This is a genomic window from Paenibacillus sp. FSL R7-0210 (assembly GCF_038009085.1).
In the GTDB taxonomy this organism is placed as follows: Bacteria; Bacillota; Bacilli; order Paenibacillales; family Paenibacillaceae; genus Paenibacillus_AQ; species Paenibacillus_AQ silagei.
The window spans coordinates 7,625,263-7,646,990 of sequence record NZ_JBBPAR010000001.1 but is presented as its reverse complement, the minus strand read 5'-3'; the positions used below and the strand labels follow the sequence as shown (position 1 = coordinate 7,646,990).

Below are 21,728 nucleotides of genomic sequence, written 5' to 3'. Positions count from 1 at the left end.
GTTTGTTCAGTTCGTTTTGAATTTCAATTCAATCTCATAATGAACGGCTGCTCCAGGCTCCAGCAGCTTCAAAGCATGCGCTCCGCGCTCTTCCGCTCTCCCCCGGGTCCAGCAATTGGACGGCTCGAGTCCCAGCACATGTTCGCCTGCTCCGGGCATTCTCCACTGCACCAGTCTGGGCAGCGTCCGCTGATCCCACCTCAGCTCTGCCGTCAGGCCGCCCGCAGAAGAGGATAAGCCGGGTACAGGAAAAGAAGGGCTGCAGATTTGTGCGCAGATGTACGTTTGCTGTTCCAATGGCTCATGGTAGTACACTTGTTCTTTAAAACGCTGATCCGGCGCCTGCCATTCATGTATCCGTGATATCTCCATATCATCATCACGCGGAGCACAGCTGCTCTCCGGCAAGATGATCCTGGTATCCTCCGCAAGCAGAGGAAAGCCAAAGTTGAAATGATACAGCATCAGATGCGGGGCCGGTGTAAAGCCTACATTCTCCACGCAATCGTTAAGCTGCAAACTGTTCTCGCCAAGCCTGCTTGTAATCGTGCGGGTCAAACGCAGCTTATGTCCAAAGATGGACGTCTCCTCTACGACTCCCCGCAGGCGTATCTCATATTCATTACCTTGCCATTCCGCCTGATAGGAAGCCTGGCGTGCAGGCGTATGATGAATCTGTCCATGCAATCCATAAGCTCCGTAATCGTCCCGGCCGGCCGCACCTGCCTGCGACAATCCGCAAGTCATCAGCAACCCGCCGGAAGCTGTCTGCAGCCAGTGATTCCCCTCTTCCCGGAAATAAGCGGGATGGGGATCTCCGTTGGCGGCAGACCAGCTAACCGGAATGCCGCAAAATTCAGCCAAAGAGATATCCATTCCCTTGCCGGGATGCACCCAATAGGAGAGGCCGGAGCCGGTCCGCACACGGAACACTTCCTGACCGGCCTCCGGCCCCTCTCTCATTACAAAGGGCTGCACTCCCGCAAGCTGCTCTATCCGGCCAACTCTGGCCTCCAGCTCACGCCGGGTCCATTCTCTGCCATAAAGTCTTGCCATACCGCCATTCCTCCTGTAACGGGCAGGAAAGCCTCAGGCTTGTCCGGCACTCCCGAAAATTCTCATCGTACGAACAATATCCTGCTGCACTGCTTCCATAGCCCATCTGGATAGATCATGATAATAGCTTTTGCGCTGCTGCGCGCTGTTGGCCGCCAATTTCGCCTGGAGGGTATTGGCCACTTCATGCGCCATATTGGAATAATAGTTAAGCTTGCGGATGCCGCACTGTATGGAGGTGATATAGGCGGCTTCATCCAGTCCAGACCCTCCATGCATCACCAGCGGCAGGCCGGTAAGCTCCTTGATGAGCTTCAGACGCTCAAAATCCAGAACCGGTTCTGTCAGATAAACACCGTGCGCAGTCCCGTAAGCAACGGCGAGCGCATCAACATCGGTATGTGCAATAAAAGTTTGGGCTTCTTGGGGATTGGTGTAGACATCGTCCGGATCATATTCTTCTATTTCTTCCTCCGCTCCTCCGCCCTCCGGACGCAGAATCTTGCCAAGCTCGGCTTCTACGGAAACTCCGAGCGCCTTGGCGATTCTGCTGATTTCATTGGTCTGGCGGATATTCTCCTCCAGCGGCAGATGCGCGCCGTCGAACATCACCGACGAGAAGCCGAGCTGCATCGCCCGGATCAGAATTTCGTGATCCTGGCCGTGGTCCAGGTGTACGGCAACGGGAACCCGCGCTTGCCTCGCAGCCGCCAGTATAATGGGAGCGATCACCTCCAGCGGAACAAGCGGAATATGCACTTCCGCAAAGGACAGAATGACCGGTGAGCGTGCCTCCTCGGCCCCGGCAATGATTCCCCGGATCATCTCCAAATTAATAACATTGTACGCGCCGACGGCATAACGTTTGGCTTCGGCATCCTTCATTAACTCTTTCAGGGTCACTAATGGCATTCTTCAGCATCTCCTATAGGTTTGACATGGCGCTATTAACCGCTTGATACAACCGTTTATATTTGGCGTAATTCTCGTCATAGTGCTTACGGTTCTCCGGGCGGGGATAGAAGGTAGTGCCCGCCTTCACCAAACGGCGGGCAGCTTCTGCATAGGAAGGGAACACTCCCAGCGCCACCCCGGCCAGAATAACCGCTCCGAGAATACCTGCCTCTTCGATATCAAGGGCGATGACGGCCCTGTTCATGATGTCCGCCTTGATCTGCAGCCACAGGGCGGACTTGGCACCGCCGCCACAGGCTTTTAGTTCCCTGATACTCATACCTGCTTGCTCCAGGCAATCCAGATTGAGCCTCATCTCAAAGGTGACGCCTTCCATTAAAGCTCTGTACAGCTCACCCTTTGTGGTATTAAAATTCAAGCCCGCGATGACCCCAACCGCAGCCGGGTTCATGTATGGAGTGCCTGAGCCGGCAAAATGCGGCAGTACCAAGATGTCCGTGGGACCTTCTCCGGCGCTCTCGCCCATAATCTCATAGACACTCCGCCCGGACTCATCTGCCGCACATTTCTCTTCATAACCGAACTGGTCCCTGTACCACTTCAGCAGGGAGCCGCCGGTGAAATTAAACGCATAGGTGGTATAACTCCCCTGGATATAAGGAACCAGCGCCAGCTTGCTGAGCGCAAGCGCCTTATCATCGACCTGCATGGTATGGAAGACCGGCGTGATGCACTCTACAGTGCCAATACCGTCTACAGCCGAGCCTTCTTCCGTGACTCCCGCGCCGATGGCGGCGCATACCTGGTCATGTCCGCCGAGCACCAGCTGAAGGTGGGCAGGCAGCCCCAGCGCCTCAGCCGCTGCGGGTGAAATCCGGCCGAGCTGTGATCCAAGCTCCAGCGCCTGGGGAAATATCCCGCTCCTTAAGCCTGACGCCCGGATAATCTCCTCATCCCACTTAAGCCGGTGAACATCAAAGGCCATCGTTCTGGACGCCAGCGAGTAGTCGATCACGGGTCTTGCACCCAGCTTGTAGAGAATAAATGATCCAAACGGCAGAAAGGTATGAAGACGCTCATAAATGTCCGGCTGCTCTTCCCGGTACCACATCAATTTGGAGAGGGTGTACATCGGATGGGGGTGAAGGCCCGTCTTGCCAATGATCTTCTCTTCTCCGATATGCTCCACCAAAACCTCCAGTTGCCCGCTTCCCCGCTTGTCGATATACAGCAGGCTGTTTCCAAGCACGCAGCCCCCGCTGTCGAGCAGAACGGCAGCCTCCCCAAAGGAAGAAACGGACAGTCCGGCAAGCATGGCAGGCGGTCTGTCATACTTAATCATTGCGGAACTGATCACAGCTACCACCGCTTCCCACACCCGCTGCGGACTCAGCTCATAACAGCCGCTTTCCGGCGATTCCATGGGATATTCCCTGTATGCCTGGGCCAGCACCTCACCCGTTGGAGCCATAATCAGGCATTTCGTGCCTGTTGACCCGATATCTAAGCCTATGAGATCGACGGCCATGTCCCCGATTCAGCCCCTCTCCCCATCCGGGACGTATTTCACACCGGCTATACTATAGCGCTCAGAGATTATGTCTTGTTCCTCTATGCTCAGACCGCCTTCTTGGGTCACCTTAATTGTGGCAAAAGGCAGGCTCTCAGAAATCTTGGAATAGCTTACTGCATCATCACATAAAAGCGAGCATTCCCCTGCTTCCGCACCGTACAGAACAGGCTCTATATTAAAAACGGTGTCGTCCCGGACACATAGAACGGGCTCTGCCCAAGGAATTAGCGCGCCCTGTTTGATATACACAGACACTTCATCCTCTGGAACCTGACGCGTGATCCATTGTCCGCCATCCAACCACTCGCCTGTCAGCCATTCATACCAGCGGCCTCCGGGTAAGTAGATCTTACGCGTGTCACCATTGCCGTAGACAACGGGAGCAGCCATCAGATCGTCTCCCACCATAAACTGGTCGAAGCAATCCAGCACCTCGCGGTCCTCCGGATAATCCATCACCAAGGGACGGATGGGCGGTACCCCTTGTTGACGGTATTTGCCAAATGCAGCATACAGGTAGGGAATCAGGCTCATCCTGAATTGCATCAGCTTTCTGCATTGCTGCGCGAGCTGCGGCCAGTCCTCAAGCCACTCACCGGCATGGTTACGGTCATGATCGAATTGTTTCCAGGGCGGCGATGGGATCATATAACAGTTAAGTACAGCCATTGGTGAGAAAATCACAGCACCGATCCGGCGCAGCAGCTCCTCCCTCGTAGCGGTCTGACGAACCTCCGGCGACCAGAGGAGACCTGAGAAGGATGCGGTGGCCATTCCCCGTACAAAGTCTTCATGGTCGTACAGGTCGCTGTACAGTACATAGGGATAGGGCGCCGCAAGCGCGTGGGAAGCGCGCACCTGTCCATAGGTCCGGCGATCCGCTGCCTTGAACGGGGCGAGCATCGTTTGCTGATAGAGCTGGCCGAACAAGCTGTGCATCTGCTCCCCGTCCGCCCCTCCCGGAAAACGGGCGAAATCGGGAAAACCCCAGTTACCGATATAATCGCCGTTATCACATTCATCCAGCTTGAAGCCTGACAACCCCGCCTCAATGAAGGGCTGGTGGATGTCCGTGAAGGCTTCCCGGGCCTCAGCTTGCGTGAAATCCGGCACCAGGCCGTCCCACACATAGCTGTCTGCCGAATGGGGCTTCAGCTCCGGGAAGACAGGACTCTCCGGATGCACATAAGCATGTTCCCAGAGATTGAGCCGGTAGCCCATTTCATTCAGATCCCGGATAAGCCCTTTTTCATCCGGGAATCTGCTTTTGTCCCACACATAAGTGCAAGAGTAGGCGTTCGTCTGCCAGCCCGGCTCCAGACCGAACATGTCACAAGGCATTTCATCTGCCCTGATTTGCCGGGCGAGCTGCAGGACATCTTCCTGATCCGCATGCCAGTCGGCGCGGTACATGACACCCAACCCCCACATCGGAGGTAACGCCCCGCCGCCGCTGAACAGATTATAACGGCTGACCGCGTCCTTCATATCCCCGCCGCAAAACACATAAATATCTACTCCTTGCGCCGCAGGGATATCTACCAGCATATTGCCGCTTCCCTTTTTCACTTCCCAGTGCCCCTTCTCGGTGCCTGCCGATTCGAAGCCTTCCAGATCCTGCTTGCTGCCAACTCTCTTGCACCCTCCGCTGAAAAAAGTCGCGTACCGTGCCGTATCCACCAGAATGGCATAACCGGCGGTGCTCACATAAAAGGGAACCGGCGCATGAGAGTCGCCCAGATCCGCGGACGGGTCGGAATTCGTGCGCAGCTTCTTCTTACTGCCGCTCTGTCTGAACGATTTAAGCTGTAAGCCCAAACCGTATACTTCCTCTTCCGGCTCCAAGGGAATCTCCAGCAATACGGAGCCTTGGCGCGGTTGAAAATGAATGTCCTCCCTTAGAAAGGGAAGCGGATGATCTTCAAGCGCATTCAGCGCTTCGAGACATGTGACGGGCTTCAATACCGATACCGGTGTAAATTCTTCGGGTGTTCCGAAGGTCAGCTTAAAGATTCCACTGGCAATTTTCTGCATAATCCATTTCTCCTACTCTACTGTAAATAGTTTTTGGAACTATCCCTTCACGCTTCCCAGGACGAGACCAGACACGAAATAACGCTGTAAAAAAGGGTAGACGCACAAGATGGGCAACGTGGCCAGAATGATCTGCGCGCTCTTGGTCGTGCGCGGTGAGATGCTGGCCAGGAGTGCGGCATCCTCAGACCTCACATTGCTGAAATCGAAGCTGACAATAATGGAGCGTAAATAGGTGGCGAGCGGATAGTTCTCGGTCTGGTTCATGAAGATCATTCCGTCAAACCAGCTATTCCAATGCCCTACCATAGCCAGCAGCAGGATGGTTGCAAAGGCAGGCAACGACAGCGGGAAATATAACCGCCACAGGATGGTCCAGTGTCCGGCTCCATCTATGCGGAAGGACTCATCCAGTTCCCGGGGCAGTCCTCTGAAGAAATTGATCATCAGAACGATGTTGAAGACCGCCAGGGCTGTCGGCAGGACCAGTACCATCATGCTATCCAGCATGTGTAGGGATTTCACTTGCATGTACAGGGGAACAATGCCTCCGCTGAAGAGGATGGTGAACATGAAAAACCAAACATAAAACGTCCGCATGCTGAAATCCCTGTTCTCCCTGGAAAGGGGATAAGCCGAAATAAAGGTAACCAGCATTTGCAGGGCGCTGCCCACAAGCACCCGGATCACAGCCACGCCCAAGGATCTTAGGAATTCCGGACGGGTAGCGATAAATTTATAAGCGTCCAGTGAAAAGTCCGACGGAAAAAACCGCACCTTCCCCATCGCCACCGCCGAGGCGGAGCTGAAGGAAATGGCTAACGTATTGACAATCGGCGCAATGCAGAGGATTCCCAAGAGAATGAGAAACACTTTGTTGAATACTGCGAACACGGTGCTGCCGTTCAAACGGTATTTCACCCTTGCTCCCCCTTTCAAAAAATGCGGTAATCGGCAAACTTATAAGCCATATAATAGGAAACTGAAATAAGTACTCCGGATACCAGCGATTTAAACAGTCCTACGGCTGTCGCTACGCTGTACTGCGCCTGATTGAACGCCAGCCGGTAGACCAGCGTATCCAGGATATCGCCGGAATCGACCACCAGCGGATTGAGCAGCATGAATACCTGTTCGAACCCGGCGTTCAGCACATTGCCCAGACTGAGAGTAGCCAGAAGAATGATTGTGGGACGAATGCCGGGCAGCGTAACATGCCAGATCTGCCGCCAGCGGCTGGCTCCGTCAATCATGGCTGCTTCATACAAATCCGGATTGATGGAGGTTAGCGCAGCCATATAGATAATCGTATTGAAGCCAAAGTTCTTCCACACTTCAGTAGTGACCAGTACGCCGGGGAACAGCCGGTTGCTGGACAGGAAGCCCACCGGCTCTCCGCCAAAGGCCTGGATGAGGCTGTTAATCACCCCCTCCAGACTGAGGACATCCAGAATGATGCCGCCGAGCACCACCCAGGACAGGAAATAAGGCAGGTACATCGCAGTTTGCAGCACCCGCTTCAGCCTCTGGCCGCGCATTTCGTTCAGCAGCAGCGCAACAACGATAGGCACAATCAATGAAAATACAATTTTCAAAATCGAGATATAGATCGTGTTATACATGACCTGCCCGAAGCGGGGCATGGAAATAATATATTGGAAATTGTCCATCCCGACCCACGGACCGGCAAGCCAGCCCTTGAACACGCTAAAGTTCTGGAAGGCCATGACAATCCCCATCATCGGGATATAGCAGAATAGAACAGCCAGTATAATTCCCGGTATCAAAAACAAATGGTACGGTAATTCATGTCTGAAGCGGCTCTTCAGGTGCAAAGCTCTCACAATAGGCTACCCCTTTCATCACAAGCTGGCGTTGATCTCGTCCAGAATCTGCTGGCCGCCCAGCTTGTGCCACTCGGATACGAAGGTATCGAAGGCGTCAATAGGCTCCGCACCCATGATGATCTTCGTGAAAATTTCACGTTCATAATCGCCCAGAATGCCCATTTTGTTCAGCATCGTTTCCGTGGTGCCTCCATAAGCCTGGGGAATCAGATGATCCGTGCCATAGCCCTCCACAATCGTTTTGAAGGCTTTGACCTGGTGATATTCCATATAGCCGGTCCCCTTGCCGTCCAGATAAGCTACGCTCGGTTCGTATTTCCCCGTCTCGGTCAGAGCCTGATCCAGCTTGCTGGGATCGCGCTTCTCGATGGCTTCGATCAGGTATTCCAAAGATTTCACGGTGGCATCATCGGTCGTAAGGGTCCGGGCCAGGGACAAGTGCCCCTGTTCCACAATGGTCTGCCCTTTTTCGAAAGCAAAGAATTTCTTGACCTCGGGATCGTTCCGGTTCGGACCGTAAGCCATCTCGTTGTAATCATTCAATAATTGGACAAGAATTTCGGGATGCTTATAGTCTTTGTTCACCGCGTAGTAACTCACCACGGTTGTGCCTACATTGGCAAATACATCCTCGCCGTCGGCGCTTGGGGCCGCCAGTGGAGTCCAGACCATATCCGGCTGGCCCTCCAGGCCCGTACCGTACATGTATACGTTCCAGCAGCGTCCATAGCTGATGCCGTATTTGCCGCCGCTTACCTCCTCCGTTACCTTGGTCGTATCCTTCATGCCAAACTCAGGATCAATCAGGCCGGCCTGATACATTTCTCTGAGCTTAGCCAGGGCATTCTTCATTTCAGGCTGCACGCTACCGTAGGTGATTTTGCCGTCATCTCCTTTGAGCCAGCTCTGCGGATAGGCATGATATCCGTTGAAGAATCCGGTGGTGGAGGTAATCCCGTCGAATAGCCAGTTGCTGAACGCCAGCCCGCCGGTGTCGTCGATGCCGTTGCCGTCCGGGTCCTGTTCCTTGAAGGCCTTGGCCACCGCAATCACATCGTCAATGGTCTTCGGCACTGGTAAGTTCAGCTTATCCAGCCAGTCCTGCCTCACCCATAGCAGACTGGGTTCATAGATGACCGAGGTCGTGTAGGGCAAAGCCATGAGCTTGCCGTCAAAGGTTGCCGAATCCATCGCAAGGCCGCCGTCACCGGTGAGAATCTCCTTCGTCAAATCAGACGCATGCTCTTCGAAAACATCGGTCAGATCCGCTGTCATACCGGCCTTCACCATGGTCTCCAGCTGGTTGGTGGAGGCTTCGATGACGATATCCGGAATCGATCCCGAGGCAATGACGATGTTCAGCTTCTCATTGTATTCATTCTGCAGAGCTGTCCATTCGTGTATGACGTTCAGATTGAACTTGTCAGCATAATGCCGGTACCAGATGTTGTTCGCAAAATCATCCCCTGCGGGATACCCCCAGGTGGGCAGGGAATAACGGCCTACCCGCAGGTCAATGGGTTGCTTGGGATCGGCACTGGAGCTGGCAGTGTCTTTGGTATTGGTATTGGATGGTGAGCTGCAGGCTGTCAGGGCCAAAAGAACGGTACTAATAGATAAAGCGGCAATTTTTCTCATGATTTTGCTTCCCCCTCATATTCGGTTTCTGCATGATCTCTTTATTGCACAATCAGAGCCGGCTGGCCCCAGAAGGCCCTGTCATATCCGTAGTCGCCCAAAGAATCAGTGATCAGGGTGATGATGACCGAAGTTCCGGCATATTCGGCCAGCGGGATACTGAACGGCGTCCAGGCCCCGCCCGGCATGATATCCTGCGACCACTTTACCGTTCCGTTCACCGCTATGCGGAAGCCGGCGCCCTGGGAGTCATCCGATCCGTCCTTAATGCCGGCGAATCCCTGCAGTACAGCCTGCGTGTCTGCGGGCAAATTCAAGGCATATTCAATATGCGTCTGCCCGTGCTGCGGCGGGTGGGCATCCAGCCCCTGCTTCTCAACGCCGAGTACAGAGCCGCTTCCCGGGAATCCGCCGAACGGAGACTGGGCTTGCCCTTCGCTTCCGTCCTCGAACACCAGGCTCGAATGATATGGAGCTCCGGGTAACGATAACGGCAGCTGCACAGGAGCAGACACGTTGTGAATCAGATACACCGTACCCGAGGCAGGTGCTGTAATTTCGTAGTGATTGTTACCTAGACTTACAGACGAGGCTGCTCCATAGCTGGATTGCACCACAGTTAAGGGCAGCGGGCTGTTCACCTTGAAGTTTACGCTGCGATTGCCGCCGTAAGTTGCGACGGCTACCGTAGGTGCCACCCATACGGCAGAATCATTGTCCACCGTCACACCGGGATGCGTCTCCAGCCGGAGGGTCACTTCTTTGCCTGCTAATTCCGACAAATCCAGCTCCATGGCTGTGGGTGAGGCACTTCTGCTGAACTGCTCTTCACTCAGCACCGTACGGTCTTCAGGCGCTTCTGCCTTATCCCAAGCGGATACCTTGAAGGTGACACCGTCACTGCTCGCAACGTTCTGCTCGGAGCCCAGCTGTACACCCGTTTGAAAGCTCGCTGCCGCTGCTGCGGGAAGACTGATATCAAATTCCAGCCAGGTATGCCCGCCCTGCCACTGTCCTGCGTAAGGCGGATGGGCCAGGATCCGGTCGCCCCAGTGCTGCACAGTTCCTCCTCCGGGGAAGGAGTAGGAGAATCCGCCCGTGGTAGGGAACGGGGCTGCGGTTGTATGGACGGTGCCGTCTCCCAGGACCTCTCCTGCTCTGACCGATCCTTCGTAATTCAGCAGATCTATATCCCCGGACTGAAGCTTGTCGTCCATAACGATGGTGGTGTGGGTGGACCGGCTGGACAGCCGTTTTAACGCCACATCCTCCGGCCACTCATAGACATGGAATCCCTCGGGGTCGCGGACCTGGTTCAAATACAGATACGTTTTGTCCGGGTCCAGCCCGAACAGCTTCTGTTCGTCATAGAGCAGCCACCCCGGAATGCTTCCCGGCAACGGATAGGTCTCTGCCCCGTACAAATAACGCATGATGTCGGTGCCCCCGCCGGAAGGGTTCCCGTCGTAGGCGGTCAGCTTCTCACCATAGGAATCGCGCACATATTTGGCACTGCCGCCGTTTGCTGTCCTGAAAGCAAACAGAGTGGGATCTGACATATTGCTGAAATCAGCTGTAGGCTGTGCGCTCTGGTACCAGCCCGCTTCATCCAGCAATTGTTCCATCAGCGGGGTAGGATTGGCGATCTGGCCCAGATTAGGTCTTGTCAGCATCGGAATGGCCCCGAGCCGGTTCTGAACGACCTTATGCCAGGCCATGAAATAATCCTCCGTGATCGGGTTCGCATGATCTGGATGACCGTAAATAGTCGTATACGGGGCAAAAATCGCTGAGCTGGCCGGAACCACCTGATTGATTTTGCTGTCATCCCACGTTCCGCTCGCGGAGAAGATGCCATAGGCATGGCGCTGCGCAAAGGACTCATACCGTGTCGTGATTTCGTTCAGGCTCTCCCCGCCCAAGGCGATATCCGGCAGCGCTTCTCTAAGCTCGCGGTGCAGGGCGATATTGCCTTGCATCATGTTGTTGCCGTCAATCAGGCCGTTGGCATCGTTATACATGAGCAGCGACTGGTCCAGATGCAGCGCGTCCGGTCCGACCTCATTCACCAGGGCAGTCATCTTGTTAACGAAGAGTTCCCGCCATGCCTCCGCCGCCGGATTAATAACGGCAAATGAAATCTGTTCCGATCCTGCTGTATACTCCCAGCGCTTCCGCTCCAGCGTGAACGGATCTTTCACCTGATAGGGCTGCATCTGTGTGTAATTCTCGTTGTTAAATGATGTTCCAAATATATTGACATACAGCATCACTCGGAATCCCAGCGCCTGAGCAGCGTCGATCCTGGCTGCGATATCCGGCTTAGGCTCATAATTTGGAAAATTCACATCATAGGGGTCCGCTCTCCAGCCGGGAACAACCAGCAGCGTCCGCTCCGCATCTACCCGCTGTGCAAGCTCCTCAAGCATCGGCTGGTCTTCCAGATCCGTCAGTACCGTGAATCCGATATCCTTGGCCCAATCCGGTGCCTTCGCGGAAGATTCAGCTAACCCGAAGGCGCCATCTGCCCACTCCCGGTACATTGCCGATCCTTTTGCCCAGTCACCGGCGTAGGCTTTGAGCCGCCAATCGGTGGATACCGCCTTGGTCGTCTGCTGGAATGGCGCCGGCGCTTGCGTCTCTATTCCTACATAGAAGCTGCCATTCTCATGCTTCACATGCAAGGTTTTGAAGAACCCGGCGTTGTCATCCGCATGAACCAGCAGTCCGCCATTCGCCCCTTGCACAAGCAGCATCTGCGCCTCCCACACATCGGGATAGGAGAACTGGGAGAAGCCATAGGCGGCGTCCGGTGATTCGGCAGTGAGCCGGATGCCGCCCAGTGCGGGAATAATCAGATCATACGTATCCGGGACAATGAATCCCCACTGCACACCGGATATGCCGGGCTGCGCTGTCTCTGCATACTGGCTGACGGTCAATGTACCATCATATTTACGGGCAACCGTCGTCTCCAGTTCAGCCAGTGAAGAGCCTGAACCCCATTTGTGTTCGAAGGTGACATGCCCCCGCTTCGCTGAAACCGTAGAGGATGCCGCATCATTCCACAGATTGTTCTGCGCCAGATGGCGGATGCCGGTCAGCTTACCGTCGTTGCCGCCGCGGGCCAGCTGTACCGTGCCGTAAGTGAAGTTGATGGCGGCTGTGCCGGAATCAATCGTTACCTTCCCATTGACTGGATCTGCAGCACTGAAGCCCGGCAGAAGGCTATACAACAGCATACACGCCACACACACCATCACTGTTCTTCTGACAATATTGATCATTACCTATCCCCTCTCTTGATCCGGATTGGAATGAATCTGCATTTCAAACTGGCTGAACCTGAATTCCGCACTCCCCTCACTAACGAACAATCCCTTCCCTCCCTGCTTAAAATCATACAGCCGCGTGCTTAACGCAATCTCCCCATTCACATAGACTACGCAAACCTGATCTTCCAGATAGACGCTTAACGAGCACGGGGTTCCAGGCAGCAATGGCAGCGGGCGCTCCATGCCGATAGCGTAAGGGACATCTCCCTTTCTCGGCCACTGGTCTACGACAATTCGGTTACGCCCGGGCTCCAGCCGGATCATATACCCCTGCCCGAACTCCTGATCGGTCCGCAGAATAATGCCGCAGCCCCGGGTGCCGGCAGCGAACGTTATCGTCGCCTCCAGCTTGCAGGCGCCGTCCGGTAATAACCCCGCATAGGCACCGGCGAAGGAATCGGTTGCCGTAACCGCAGCCGTGCTGCCGCTGAACTTCCAGCGTCCGAGCACTTCGGTGAAGGATAAAGCGCTTTCTTTATTGAACGCAGCATTCAGGGTATCCGGCACTTTTACAAGCAGTGCACCGTCCGCGCCCTGGACTATCTCATGCACAACCAGATGCCCGCCCCATTGCCAGGTACCCCCGTCATGCTCGCCTTCCCGTGTCGGGTTCCATCCGAATGCATAACGCCGCTCACCGTCAGTCCAGGTCTTGGCGGCATAGAATGCCCGCGTATCAAGTGCATCGTTCTCGGGCGCCAGCCAAGGCCCCTGCAGTGAGCGGCTCATCCGGTAATGCGTGACCGTACGGTCCGAGAATGTCGAGTACAGAAGGTACCACCAGTCCCCCATCCGGAACAGATCCGGGCATTCGTGAGTCGTATACAAGTAGGGAGCCCAGAACGGATCGCGTACCTCCCAGCCGGTCAAGTCCTTGGAGGCGCATAGGGCTACGCAGCCGCGGCGACCCGCGGGACCTTCCTTCAACCGGGCGGCAAGCAGCATCCAATATTCCCCCGCCTCCTCGTTCCAGAACACAAACGGATCGCGCCAGTCATGCTCCTCGTAGCCCTCCGTTGGTGCGTAGAAGGCATCCTCCGGCCGTTTCTCCCAATGTACAAAATCGCTGCTGACCGCATGCATCACTGCCTGCTGCGCCTTGCCCTCCGCCGGATAATGAAAATTATTGCCGGTATAGAAAATATGATAAAGTCCGTCTTTCTTCAGCACGCATCCCGTATAGATATACAGGTCCTGCTCGGATACCCCGCCCCTCGGCAGAACCTCTCCGTATTCCTTGTAGTGAATGAAATCCCGGGTCCCCAGCAGAAACCAGGGCGTACCTTCACCGTGTCCTTCCCTGTCGCGCCAATCTTTCAGATACAGCAGCTTGAACTCGCCGTCTTCATAGAACGGGATAACGTCGGCCAGCCAGCCGTCTTCAGGCTTGTAGAATAATTTGCTCATGCTGCTCGTTCACTCTCCTCCATACGGTTCATTAATTTCTTCCAGGATCGCCTTACCGCCAAGCCGGTTCCAATCCGTTACGAATCTATCGAATTCATCAATGGAAACCGCACCCATAATAATTTTGGTGAAGGTTTCTTTCTCGAGTCTGTCCAGCATGGCCCACTTCTCTGTCATCGTAGGGGTCTGTCCGCCGAAGGCAGTCATCAGCAGCCGGTCGCCGCTATAGTGGTCCATGGTCGTCTCGAACCCGAAGTATTGATGGGCAACGGCCCAATTCTCCATATTACCGGTCTCCAAGTAATCCACGGTCGGCCCGTATTTGTCGGTCTCGGTGAGCGCATCCTTCAACAGGCTCTCATCTCTGTTCTTAATGGCCCCGCGCAGTAACGACAAGGACTCAGCCACATCTTTGTTCGATACGCCGGACTGGACGATGGACAGCCTGGAGGTGTTGATCCGTCCGCCGGCTTCTTCCACGGTAATGAATTCGCCTTCGCCGCGTCTTGCGCCATGAACCACCTCTTCATGCAGGTTCAGCATTTTCACCACTGCCTCCGGGTGCTGATAGCCTTTGCGTACTACGACATATCCGCTGGCCGAGAAGCCTACGCTGGCCTTGGCCGGCACGCCATCCACCGAAGGCACCGGATACGGCTTCCACTCCATTCCGGGGTTTTGCCGTACAGCATCCAGGAATACATAGGGATTCCAGTTGGCGCCGAACGTCATTCCGAGCTTGTTCGCGGAGATATCCTCCACCACCTGGTCGCTGTCCTTGACACCGAATTCCCGGTCCAGCTGCCCGCTCCTGTACATCTCCTGAAGCTTGCCCAGCGCACGCTTCATCTCCGGCTGAATGGAACCGTACATGACTTGACCGTTCCCGTCCTTGATCCAGGTCTGCGGATAAGCGTGATACGCATTGAAGAATCCGGTAACCGAGGCAATGCCGCCATACAGGTAATTATTGATGGCCAGGCCAAAGGTATCCTGCCGGTTGTTGCCGTCGGGATCTTGCCCCGTAAATGCATCGGCAATCGCAAACACCTCCTCCAGCGTTTTGGGCTCAGGCAGACCCAATTTGTCCAGCCAGTCCGTTCGCACCCACAGCAGATTGGCTTCGTAGATCGGAGCATTGACGATGGGAATCGCCAGCAGTTTGCCGTTGAACGTAGCGGAAGCCAAGGCCGCACCGCCGTCTCCCAGCTGCAGTTTTTTGGTGCGGCCGGAAGCGAAGCGCTCGTATACCGCCGTCAGATCTTCCAGTTGATCCGCATCCGCCAGCTGTTTGAGCTGGCCTGCGGAAACGGAGAACATCTCCGGCAGACTGCCCAATGCAATCAGGACATTCAGCTTGCGGTTGTACTCGCCCGGCAAGGCGGTCCAATCGTGTTCAATTTCGATGCCCAGCAGGCTGCGGTACTCCCGGTACCAGATATTATCTTCAATGCTGTCACCGCCGGGATACGTCCAGGTCTGATCGACCGGACGCGCGATATGAAGCTGAATCGGCGGATCGTATTTTCCAAACGGGTAGACTTCATGTTCCGCAGAGTTCAAAATTCTGCCTGTTCCGGGACTGCTCGCGCTCAGCAGCAGCGACAGAACGATTCCGTAAGACGTCAAGACTGCCACTCTCTTTCCCTTCACTTCTTATCCCCCTTCAATCTTGGAGGAGCTTCGTGAAAGTTCGCCTTATTTAGCATTATTATAGGCTCGCTTCCCCTGGCCCCTCTACTCGCCGATTTTCACTTTTGATTATCCGATTTGGATAAGGTATGCCGCTCTCTGTATTCCTGGGGAGTAATGCCGGTCTCCTTCTTGAAAAAGCGGTAGAAGGATTGCTCCGTCATAAAGCCGACCGCTTTCGAAATGTCCTGCACAATCAGACTGCCGCCCTCCAGCAGCTTCTGGGCTTCAGTTAACCGGGAGGAAGCCACGTAATCCGGCAACGACTGGCCCGTTAAACGCTTATACAACCGGGTCAAGTAATACGGATTGTAGCCGACGACATCACCGATCCGGGTCAGTGAGAGATCGCCGGCCAAATGGTGCTCCACGTACAACCGGACGCGGGTAATCAAATCATGCTCGCGGTAGACCTGGTCATCTTGCTTTTGTTCAAACAGCTGCATGGCCAGCGCCGACAAATAATCTTCCGCGCTCTCCCAAGAAGGGTGGGCCTCATAGCTTGTAAGCTTGTCCAAATCAATGGACTCTCCGATGACCTCATGCAGTTCCCAGCGGTTCATATAAGACAGCAACAAACACATGAGCGAATAGTAGATCTCCAGCTTCAGCCGGTTGTCAGTGCCACGCGCAGGGGAGGCCAACGCTGCCAGCTTGCCGAATTCGAGAAAAAAATGCTCCTGCTGTCCGTTGTCCAAATAAGCCGCCATGGCTCCCAGCTTCCCCAATTGGCTGCTAATTTCATGATTGTGCAGCTCTGCCTGCTGCGCCTCCTCTCCGGCCTCCTTGCCCCGTTCGATCAGGACAAGCTCCTTGCCCATGCCAAGTCCCCGTCCCAGCAGCGCCTTCAGGGTGCTGAACTGCCGGGGCGCCTCCTCCCAGGGGCGAAATGCTGCACCGGCCGAGAACGACAGCCGCAGCTTCAGCAGCCGCTTGCAGCTCATGGCGATCGTCTCAAGCGTCCCATGGATGAACCGGAGCGCCCGCTCCCTGTCCTCCGGAGCGTCTGCCATAGGCTGCAGCAGCCATAGCAGCTTGCTCTTCTCATAACGCAGACTGAGGCAGCGCACGGAGGGGAGCCAATATTCTTCGGCAATATTCCGGATAGCGTACAGCATCAGCTCCCTGTCTGCTACACTAAGCTCGTCCCGCCAATCGTCCACACGCCCGATGGTGAGCAGTACGCCCCGGGCAGCATTCAGCGGGCATTCCAGCTCCTGGAATTTATGTGCAAGCTGGCTTACGCCCGGGCTATCCCCCTGCATCAGCTCCAACAAATAATCGCCCAGCAGCATCGGGCGGACAAGCTGTAGCTGCCGGTGTGCGCGCTCGATCAGCTCTTCTGCTTCCACCGCCGCATCCAGCTGTGCAGCAGCCTGCTCCACAGCGCGAAGAATCGCGTCCTCGCCTTCTGTCTTTAACAGATAGTCCACCCCGCCGCCACGCATGACTTGCTGTATATAATCAAATTCGTTATATCCGCTCAAAAAAATAATTTTGCACCACGGCCAGTGACGTCTGATTTCCTGCTGCAGCTCAAGCCCGTCCATTCCCGGCATACGGATATCGGACAATACAATATCGAACTTCATCTTCCCCAGTTGCTCCAGTGCCTCCGTAGCGGAATACGCACCGTATACCTCCAGCTCGAGCTTGTCCCAATGCCCGAACAGATCAAGCAGGTTCCGTACAATCCACCGTTCATTATCGACAATCAGCAGTCTGATCATGGCTGTCTCCCTTCTTCCCGTCTTATCATCAGCAGCACCTTCAATCCGCCCAGCCCGCTGCGTGACACCTCAATTCCGAACGCCGGACCATAGTTCAACTGAAGCCGGCGGTGCACATTGAGGATTCCTGTCGTCTCCATAGCTTCTTCAGCAAGAGCCAGCGTTCTGCGCAGCGCATGCAGCTGTTCATCATCCAGCGATTCGCCGTTGTCTTCTACCCCGATGACCAGCCGGTCCGCCCCTTCCTCCCGGAAGGTTACCCGCAGCATCCCTTCTGCCAGCTTGTTCTCCAGCCCGTGGGCATAAGCATTCTCAATTAATGGCTGGACAATGAGCCGAGGCACCATGGAAGCCTCCCACCCCTGCGGTATGGACTCCAGTTCGGCTGTGACCGTACCGGCGAAACGTATATTCTGAATCTCGACATAAGACCATGCGTGCTTCATCTCTGCAAGCAGACTGACCTGCTCTGCTCCACTACGTGTAATAAACTGAAAATATCCGCTGAGATGGTGAAGCATCCGCTCGGCTACTTCATGTTCCCTCATTCGGACAAGACCCTGCAGAATGAAGAAGGTGTTGTAGAAAAAATGGGGGTTAATCTGCGATTGCAATTGCTTAAGCTCGGATTGCTGGGATCTGATTCTCTGCTCATACACCTCATGAATCAACTCCTGAATCCGCTCCAGCATATGGTTGAAGTGGTTATATACATAATTGAATTCATCCTGATTGCCGTGATAGAGCCTGACACTCAGATCACCCATCTCCACTCTCCGGAAGGAAGTAATCAGCCGCCTCATCGGCTTATGAATAAACCTGTATATCCAGTAAGAGAAAACTACGGCGAGCAGCAAAGCGACCAGCGACTCTCCCCAAATCCAGTTGCGATGCTTGTTCAGCGGCTCGAGCACCGTCTCCGCAGGAACAAACACGGCCAAAGTCGTCCCCAGCAGTGATGAATATTCACTGGCTCCAAAATAGTCAATGCCTGCTGACTCCAGCCGGTATTGGCCGGACTCGCCGCTGTCGTCGAGCAGTTCTCCCCGCAGTGTTTCCCCGAACGCAGCCAGCAGCGAGTCCTCCACGCCGGAGGCAATCTGCCACTGGCCGCCGGTGTCCATCCATACAGCTCCGTCGCCCTCGCCCTCCGCCATGCTGGAGAGCGAGCGGAGAATCTCCGGGCGTGACAGCATAATTTCGATGGCCAGCACAGGCGGCCGGCCGGCGTACACCGCATCGGGGTACACGCCGCTCATCAGCAGCTTCTCGCCCATGCCGAAGATCGGCGATTTCATGTGAGCCGGGTTCAGAATGCCCTCCAGTTCTTCAAGCGGCATCTCACTGTCGAAATTGTTGGCATTGATGCTTCGGTCCAGGGAAGGAATATACAGCTTAACGTTCTCCACGAACGGGCTGGAGCTTTTGAGCAAATACAATTTACTCTTGGCGGATAATAAGGCGCGGGTGCGTTCATAGTCGTTCAACTGGTTCGGAACCGTCGCCAGCAAGAGCAAATCATCGTCATTGACATACTCCAGCTTCAGCCGCGTAAGCCGGGTCAGCTCTGTCTCCAGCGAAGTCAGATAGAAGTGGACACGGCTGGCCATGGATTCCGAGATTTGCTTCTGGACAACCTCCTGTCCGGATTGATTCATGACCAGACCCCACAGGTAGAGCGGAATAATGACAAGCAAGAAAGCCATAACAAGTTTGGGATAAATTGAAAGCGTTCTCATAAACCTGATCAACAGCATCTCTCTCCTTCCACAAGCCTCCCCTGTAGTCCCATCATACCTCTGCAGCAGGCCCTTAAACAATAATAAAGAGAGGCGGTTAGCCTCTCACATTTCAAGCAGAAATTGTATGGTTTTGTCCTCGAAGCCCGGCAGTCGTTCATGGATGAAATCGGGATAGATCTCCAGTTTCTTCTCGCAGCGGATTCGGTTGTAGGCGGCGAATTGCGTTGAAGGCGGACACACCGTATCCAGCAATCCCACACCCATCATCACCTTGCCGCTGATCCGGTCCGCCAGGTGTTGAACATCAATATAGCCGAGCCGTTCAAAAATCTCATCCTCCCGCAGGTGCTGGGGATCGCGGTGACGGAAAAACGTCCGCAGTTCCTCGTAAGCATCTCGGGCCAGGTCCATTTCCCATACCCGTTTATAATCACACAGGAACGGAACACTGGGTGCAGCCCGGTTGATCCGCGGCTCAAGCGCCGCACAGGCCAGCGCCAGCCCCCCTCCCTGCGATCCGCCGATTGCACCGACGCGGGCCGCATCCACTTCCGGCATGTCCATTACAATTCCAGCGAGCTGTGCCGTATCAAGATAGATCTGCCGGAACAGCAGCCGTTCGGGCGCATCATCCAGTCCGCGAATTAAGTGCCCTTTATGTGTGGTTCCTTTGACCCCGCCAACATCTTCGGACAGTCCTCCCTGGCCTCTGCAATCCAATGTGGCTATAGTAAAGCCCAAGGATGCATAGATTAGCTTGTCGGCCCAGTCATCCGAATGGTGGGCGTACCCATGGAACTGCACTACCGCCGGGTGCGGACCTGCAGCATGCTTCGGCTTGACCAACTTCGCATGGATACGCGCCCCGCCTGTCCCCGTGAAATACAAATGGAAGCATTCGGCGAACGGAACCTGAAATTCGCTTCTCACCAGTTCAACACGGGCATCCGTATTTCTCATCTCTTGCAGTGCTTGTTCCCAATAAGCCTCGAAGTTGGCCGGACGGGGATTACGTCCCTCATAAGTCAATAATTGTTCTAACGGCATATCGACTAACGGCATTAATAAGCACCTCCGTCTCTTGGTTTGTGTGTCCCATATCAAATACAGTACAATGTTGCCAGCAACGCAGATTAGCCCGGAAGAAGAGGAGGCCGAACCATGAGCTTGTTGTTCAACCTGCCCGAAGTCAAGGAATTGCTGCGCAATTTCTATACATTGACCGGTATCCGCACCGTGATTTTCGACAATTCCTTTACTGAGCTGGCTGCCTATCCCACCCGCCATTCGACATATTGCCATATCATTCGCAGTGATCCGCGCGCGGAGGCCCAGTGCATCCTCTGTGACCAGGCAGCCTGCACCCAAGTGAAAAAGGAGAAAACCCTCTACACCTATCAATGTCATGCCGGACTTACCGAAACGGTGGTTCCTATTCAAACGGACAATCAGGTCATCGGATATATTATGTTCGGCCAATTGCTGCAGACCGGGTCCCGTGATGAGTTATGGGAAAAGGTCTGTGAGAATATGAGTCCCTATAATGTGGATATGAATAAACTGTACAGCGCCTTCCAGCGCAAAAAACACATCTCCAAGGAAGTCATTGATGCTTACGCCAAAACCATGGAGATGAGCGCCAGCTACCTGTATCTATCCCGAATGCTGGTTATGAAGGAGGATACGCTGGCACAAAAGATCGACGGTTATATTACAGAGCATATCCAGGAACCGCTCTCCGTTCCCGTTCTGTGCAAAGCATTCAGCATCAGCAAATCCCATCTCTATAAGCTCTCGGAGCAGAACTTTGGCATGGGCATTGCAGAATATATCCGTAGCCTCCGTATCCAAATGGCCAAAAGGCTGCTGGGTGACACCGACAGTCCGATTTACGAAATTGCGGAGCAAGTCGGCATTCCCGATTATAATTACTTTACCAAAGCCTTCAAAAGGGTCACCGGCACATTGCCCAGAGTCTACCGCAAAGAAAACACTTTACAAGGACGCACTCCGGGCCGTTTCTGATCGCACCCGAATTGGAAGCGTATACATCAGAGGTGGCAGCTACCGTCACTAGCCTCTGTTATCACCCCCGGCTTCTAGCAATTCTGCCCTGCTCTGTGCTGATCTTATCATCCGGTCCCTGGACCAAAATAGTAATAATCGTTTGAATTAATAGTCATTTTGTTTCAAGGGTGTGGATTATAGGCGGCGTGCCTATCTTATCACAAGACAAAAAAAAGCCGGCATTCGCCGGCCCTTACTTAAATCCAAGCGCGAAGATTCACCTGCTTGATGAAATCCGCCTGGGACAAACTTTCTTGGGATGTTGTCTCTATCTCTTCCACTTCAACTTCTTCGCCGTTCATCAGGTGATGGAACAGCTTCTCATTGTACGTTGACAATGCATAATCTATCAGCGCTTCGTGCGTGGCTCGCTCGGCTTCTGCTACCAGCAATTGCTCCTCGGCCTCAATATCCTCTGCCGTAACATAGAAATTCCGGTTAGCTTCGGGAACACGAATGACATAATCAAACGCATTATCAGGATTGCGGTCGTAAGCAATCAGGTAGCCATAGTCTCCGATAGGAAGACTCTGCTCAAAAGCGTCTGCGACAATGACAATCTTCTCTCCTAAACGCAGCATCATCCTACCTCCTGACCAAAATCTATCATGGATCTGCTTGTTTCAACAGTCTACTAAAAAAAGATAGAGCTGTCCAGCAGCAGGATGATGGTAGGATGAATTTCCGCAGAA

15 protein-coding genes are annotated in these 21,728 nt (G+C 54.4%); 1 reads left to right on the top strand and 14 read right to left on the bottom strand.

Translation table 11 applies throughout. The features are described from left to right. Nucleotides 1-6: 6 nt before the first annotated feature. From MKY64_RS32775 to MKY64_RS32715, 13 genes are all read right to left on the bottom strand, one after another. On the bottom strand, nt 7-1,056 hold the full coding sequence (locus tag MKY64_RS32775) for a DUF4432 family protein (protein WP_340957982.1): 1,050 nt from the start codon (nt 1,054-1,056) through the stop codon (nt 7-9). 33 nt (nt 1,057-1,089) lie between these two features. Further along, on the bottom strand, nt 1,090-1,968 hold the full coding sequence (locus MKY64_RS32770) for a class II fructose-bisphosphate aldolase (protein WP_340957980.1): 879 nt from the start codon (nt 1,966-1,968) through the stop codon (nt 1,090-1,092). A gap of 13 nt (nt 1,969-1,981) precedes the next feature. Beyond that, complete coding sequence (locus MKY64_RS32765) at nt 1,982-3,499, bottom strand: FGGY-family carbohydrate kinase (RefSeq protein WP_340957979.1); 1,518 nt, start codon at nt 3,497-3,499, stop codon at nt 1,982-1,984. A gap of 9 nt (nt 3,500-3,508) precedes the next feature. Continuing rightward, a complete protein-coding gene (locus tag MKY64_RS32760; RefSeq protein ID WP_340957977.1) occupies nt 3,509-5,578 on the bottom strand; it encodes a TIM-barrel domain-containing protein in 2,070 nt (689 codons plus the stop codon). A gap of 39 nt (nt 5,579-5,617) precedes the next feature. Beyond that, nucleotides 5,618-6,499, bottom strand: a complete 882-nt coding sequence (locus MKY64_RS32755) for a carbohydrate ABC transporter permease (RefSeq protein ID WP_340957976.1) — start codon at nt 6,497-6,499, stop codon at nt 5,618-5,620. 14 nt (nt 6,500-6,513) lie between these two features. Next, nucleotides 6,514-7,422, bottom strand: coding sequence for an ABC transporter permease (locus MKY64_RS32750; RefSeq protein WP_445671716.1), 909 nt, complete (start codon nt 7,420-7,422; stop codon nt 6,514-6,516). An 18-nt stretch (nt 7,423-7,440) separates the two neighbouring features. Next, nucleotides 7,441-9,063: an extracellular solute-binding protein gene (locus tag MKY64_RS32745; protein WP_340957975.1), complete on the bottom strand. Its 1,623-nt coding sequence runs from the start codon at nt 9,061-9,063 to the stop codon at nt 7,441-7,443. 41 nt (nt 9,064-9,104) lie between these two features. Next, the gene (locus tag MKY64_RS32740) at nt 9,105-12,350 is read right to left on the bottom strand and encodes a DUF6259 domain-containing protein (protein WP_340957974.1); all 3,246 of its coding nucleotides are present in this window, start codon (nt 12,348-12,350) and stop codon (nt 9,105-9,107) included. Nucleotides 12,351-12,353: 3 nt separating this feature from the next. Beyond that, nucleotides 12,354-13,805: a family 43 glycosylhydrolase gene (locus tag MKY64_RS32735; RefSeq protein ID WP_340957973.1), complete on the bottom strand. Its 1,452-nt coding sequence runs from the start codon at nt 13,803-13,805 to the stop codon at nt 12,354-12,356. 9 nt (nt 13,806-13,814) lie between these two features. Continuing rightward, nucleotides 13,815-15,458, bottom strand: coding sequence for an extracellular solute-binding protein (locus tag MKY64_RS32730; protein ID WP_340957972.1), 1,644 nt, complete (start codon nt 15,456-15,458; stop codon nt 13,815-13,817). A gap of 98 nt (nt 15,459-15,556) precedes the next feature. After that, a complete protein-coding gene (locus MKY64_RS32725) occupies nt 15,557-17,227 on the bottom strand; it encodes a response regulator (RefSeq protein ID WP_339311589.1) in 1,671 nt (556 codons plus the stop codon). Further along, on the bottom strand, nt 17,224-18,885 hold the full coding sequence (locus MKY64_RS32720; RefSeq protein ID WP_340957971.1) for a sensor histidine kinase: 1,662 nt from the start codon (nt 18,883-18,885) through the stop codon (nt 17,224-17,226). The genes MKY64_RS32725 and MKY64_RS32720 overlap by 4 nt, the downstream gene beginning before the upstream one ends. A 186-nt stretch (nt 18,886-19,071) precedes the next feature. Then, the gene (locus tag MKY64_RS32715; RefSeq protein WP_340957970.1) at nt 19,072-20,031 is read right to left on the bottom strand and encodes an acetylxylan esterase; all 960 of its coding nucleotides are present in this window, start codon (nt 20,029-20,031) and stop codon (nt 19,072-19,074) included. Nucleotides 20,032-20,130: 99 nt separating this feature from the next. Here MKY64_RS32715 and MKY64_RS32710 point away from each other — a divergent pair, with 99 nt between their 5' ends. Beyond that, on the top strand, nt 20,131-20,994 hold the full coding sequence (locus tag MKY64_RS32710; protein WP_340957969.1) for a PocR ligand-binding domain-containing protein: 864 nt from the start codon (nt 20,131-20,133) through the stop codon (nt 20,992-20,994). 239 nt (nt 20,995-21,233) lie between these two features. On the opposite strand, the gene MKY64_RS32705 is transcribed toward MKY64_RS32710, so the two are convergent. Then, complete coding sequence (locus MKY64_RS32705; protein ID WP_036726210.1) at nt 21,234-21,617, bottom strand: hypothetical protein; 384 nt, start codon at nt 21,615-21,617, stop codon at nt 21,234-21,236. Between the last annotated feature and the right edge of the window lie 111 nt (nt 21,618-21,728).

Bases quoted from the DNA above. Each gene is read 5' to 3' on its own strand.
- MKY64_RS32760 (WP_340957977.1), bottom strand. From the start codon at position 5,578: ATGCAGAAAATTGCCAGTGGAATCTTTAAGCTGACCTTCGGAACACCC.
- MKY64_RS32725 (WP_339311589.1), bottom strand. From the start codon at position 17,227: ATGATCAGACTGCTGATTGTCGATAATGAACGGTGGATTGTACGGAAC.
- MKY64_RS32735 (WP_340957973.1), bottom strand. From the start codon at position 13,805: ATGAGCAAATTATTCTACAAGCCTGAAGACGGCTGGCTGGCCGACGTT.
- MKY64_RS32705 (WP_036726210.1), bottom strand. From the start codon at position 21,617: ATGCTGCGTTTAGGAGAGAAGATTGTCATTGTCGCAGACGCTTTTGAG.
- MKY64_RS32765 (WP_340957979.1), bottom strand. From the start codon at position 3,499: ATGGCCGTCGATCTCATAGGCTTAGATATCGGGTCAACAGGCACGAAA.
- MKY64_RS32715 (WP_340957970.1), bottom strand. From the start codon at position 20,031: ATGCCGTTAGTCGATATGCCGTTAGAACAATTATTGACTTATGAGGGA.
- MKY64_RS32770 (WP_340957980.1), bottom strand. From the start codon at position 1,968: ATGCCATTAGTGACCCTGAAAGAGTTAATGAAGGATGCCGAAGCCAAA.
- MKY64_RS32745 (WP_340957975.1), bottom strand. From the start codon at position 9,063: ATGAGAAAAATTGCCGCTTTATCTATTAGTACCGTTCTTTTGGCCCTG.
- MKY64_RS32710 (WP_340957969.1), top strand. From the start codon at position 20,131: ATGAGCTTGTTGTTCAACCTGCCCGAAGTCAAGGAATTGCTGCGCAAT.
- MKY64_RS32740 (WP_340957974.1), bottom strand. From the start codon at position 12,350: ATGATCAATATTGTCAGAAGAACAGTGATGGTGTGTGTGGCGTGTATG.
- MKY64_RS32775 (WP_340957982.1), bottom strand. From the start codon at position 1,056: ATGGCAAGACTTTATGGCAGAGAATGGACCCGGCGTGAGCTGGAGGCC.
- MKY64_RS32720 (WP_340957971.1), bottom strand. From the start codon at position 18,885: ATGAATCAATCCGGACAGGAGGTTGTCCAGAAGCAAATCTCGGAATCC.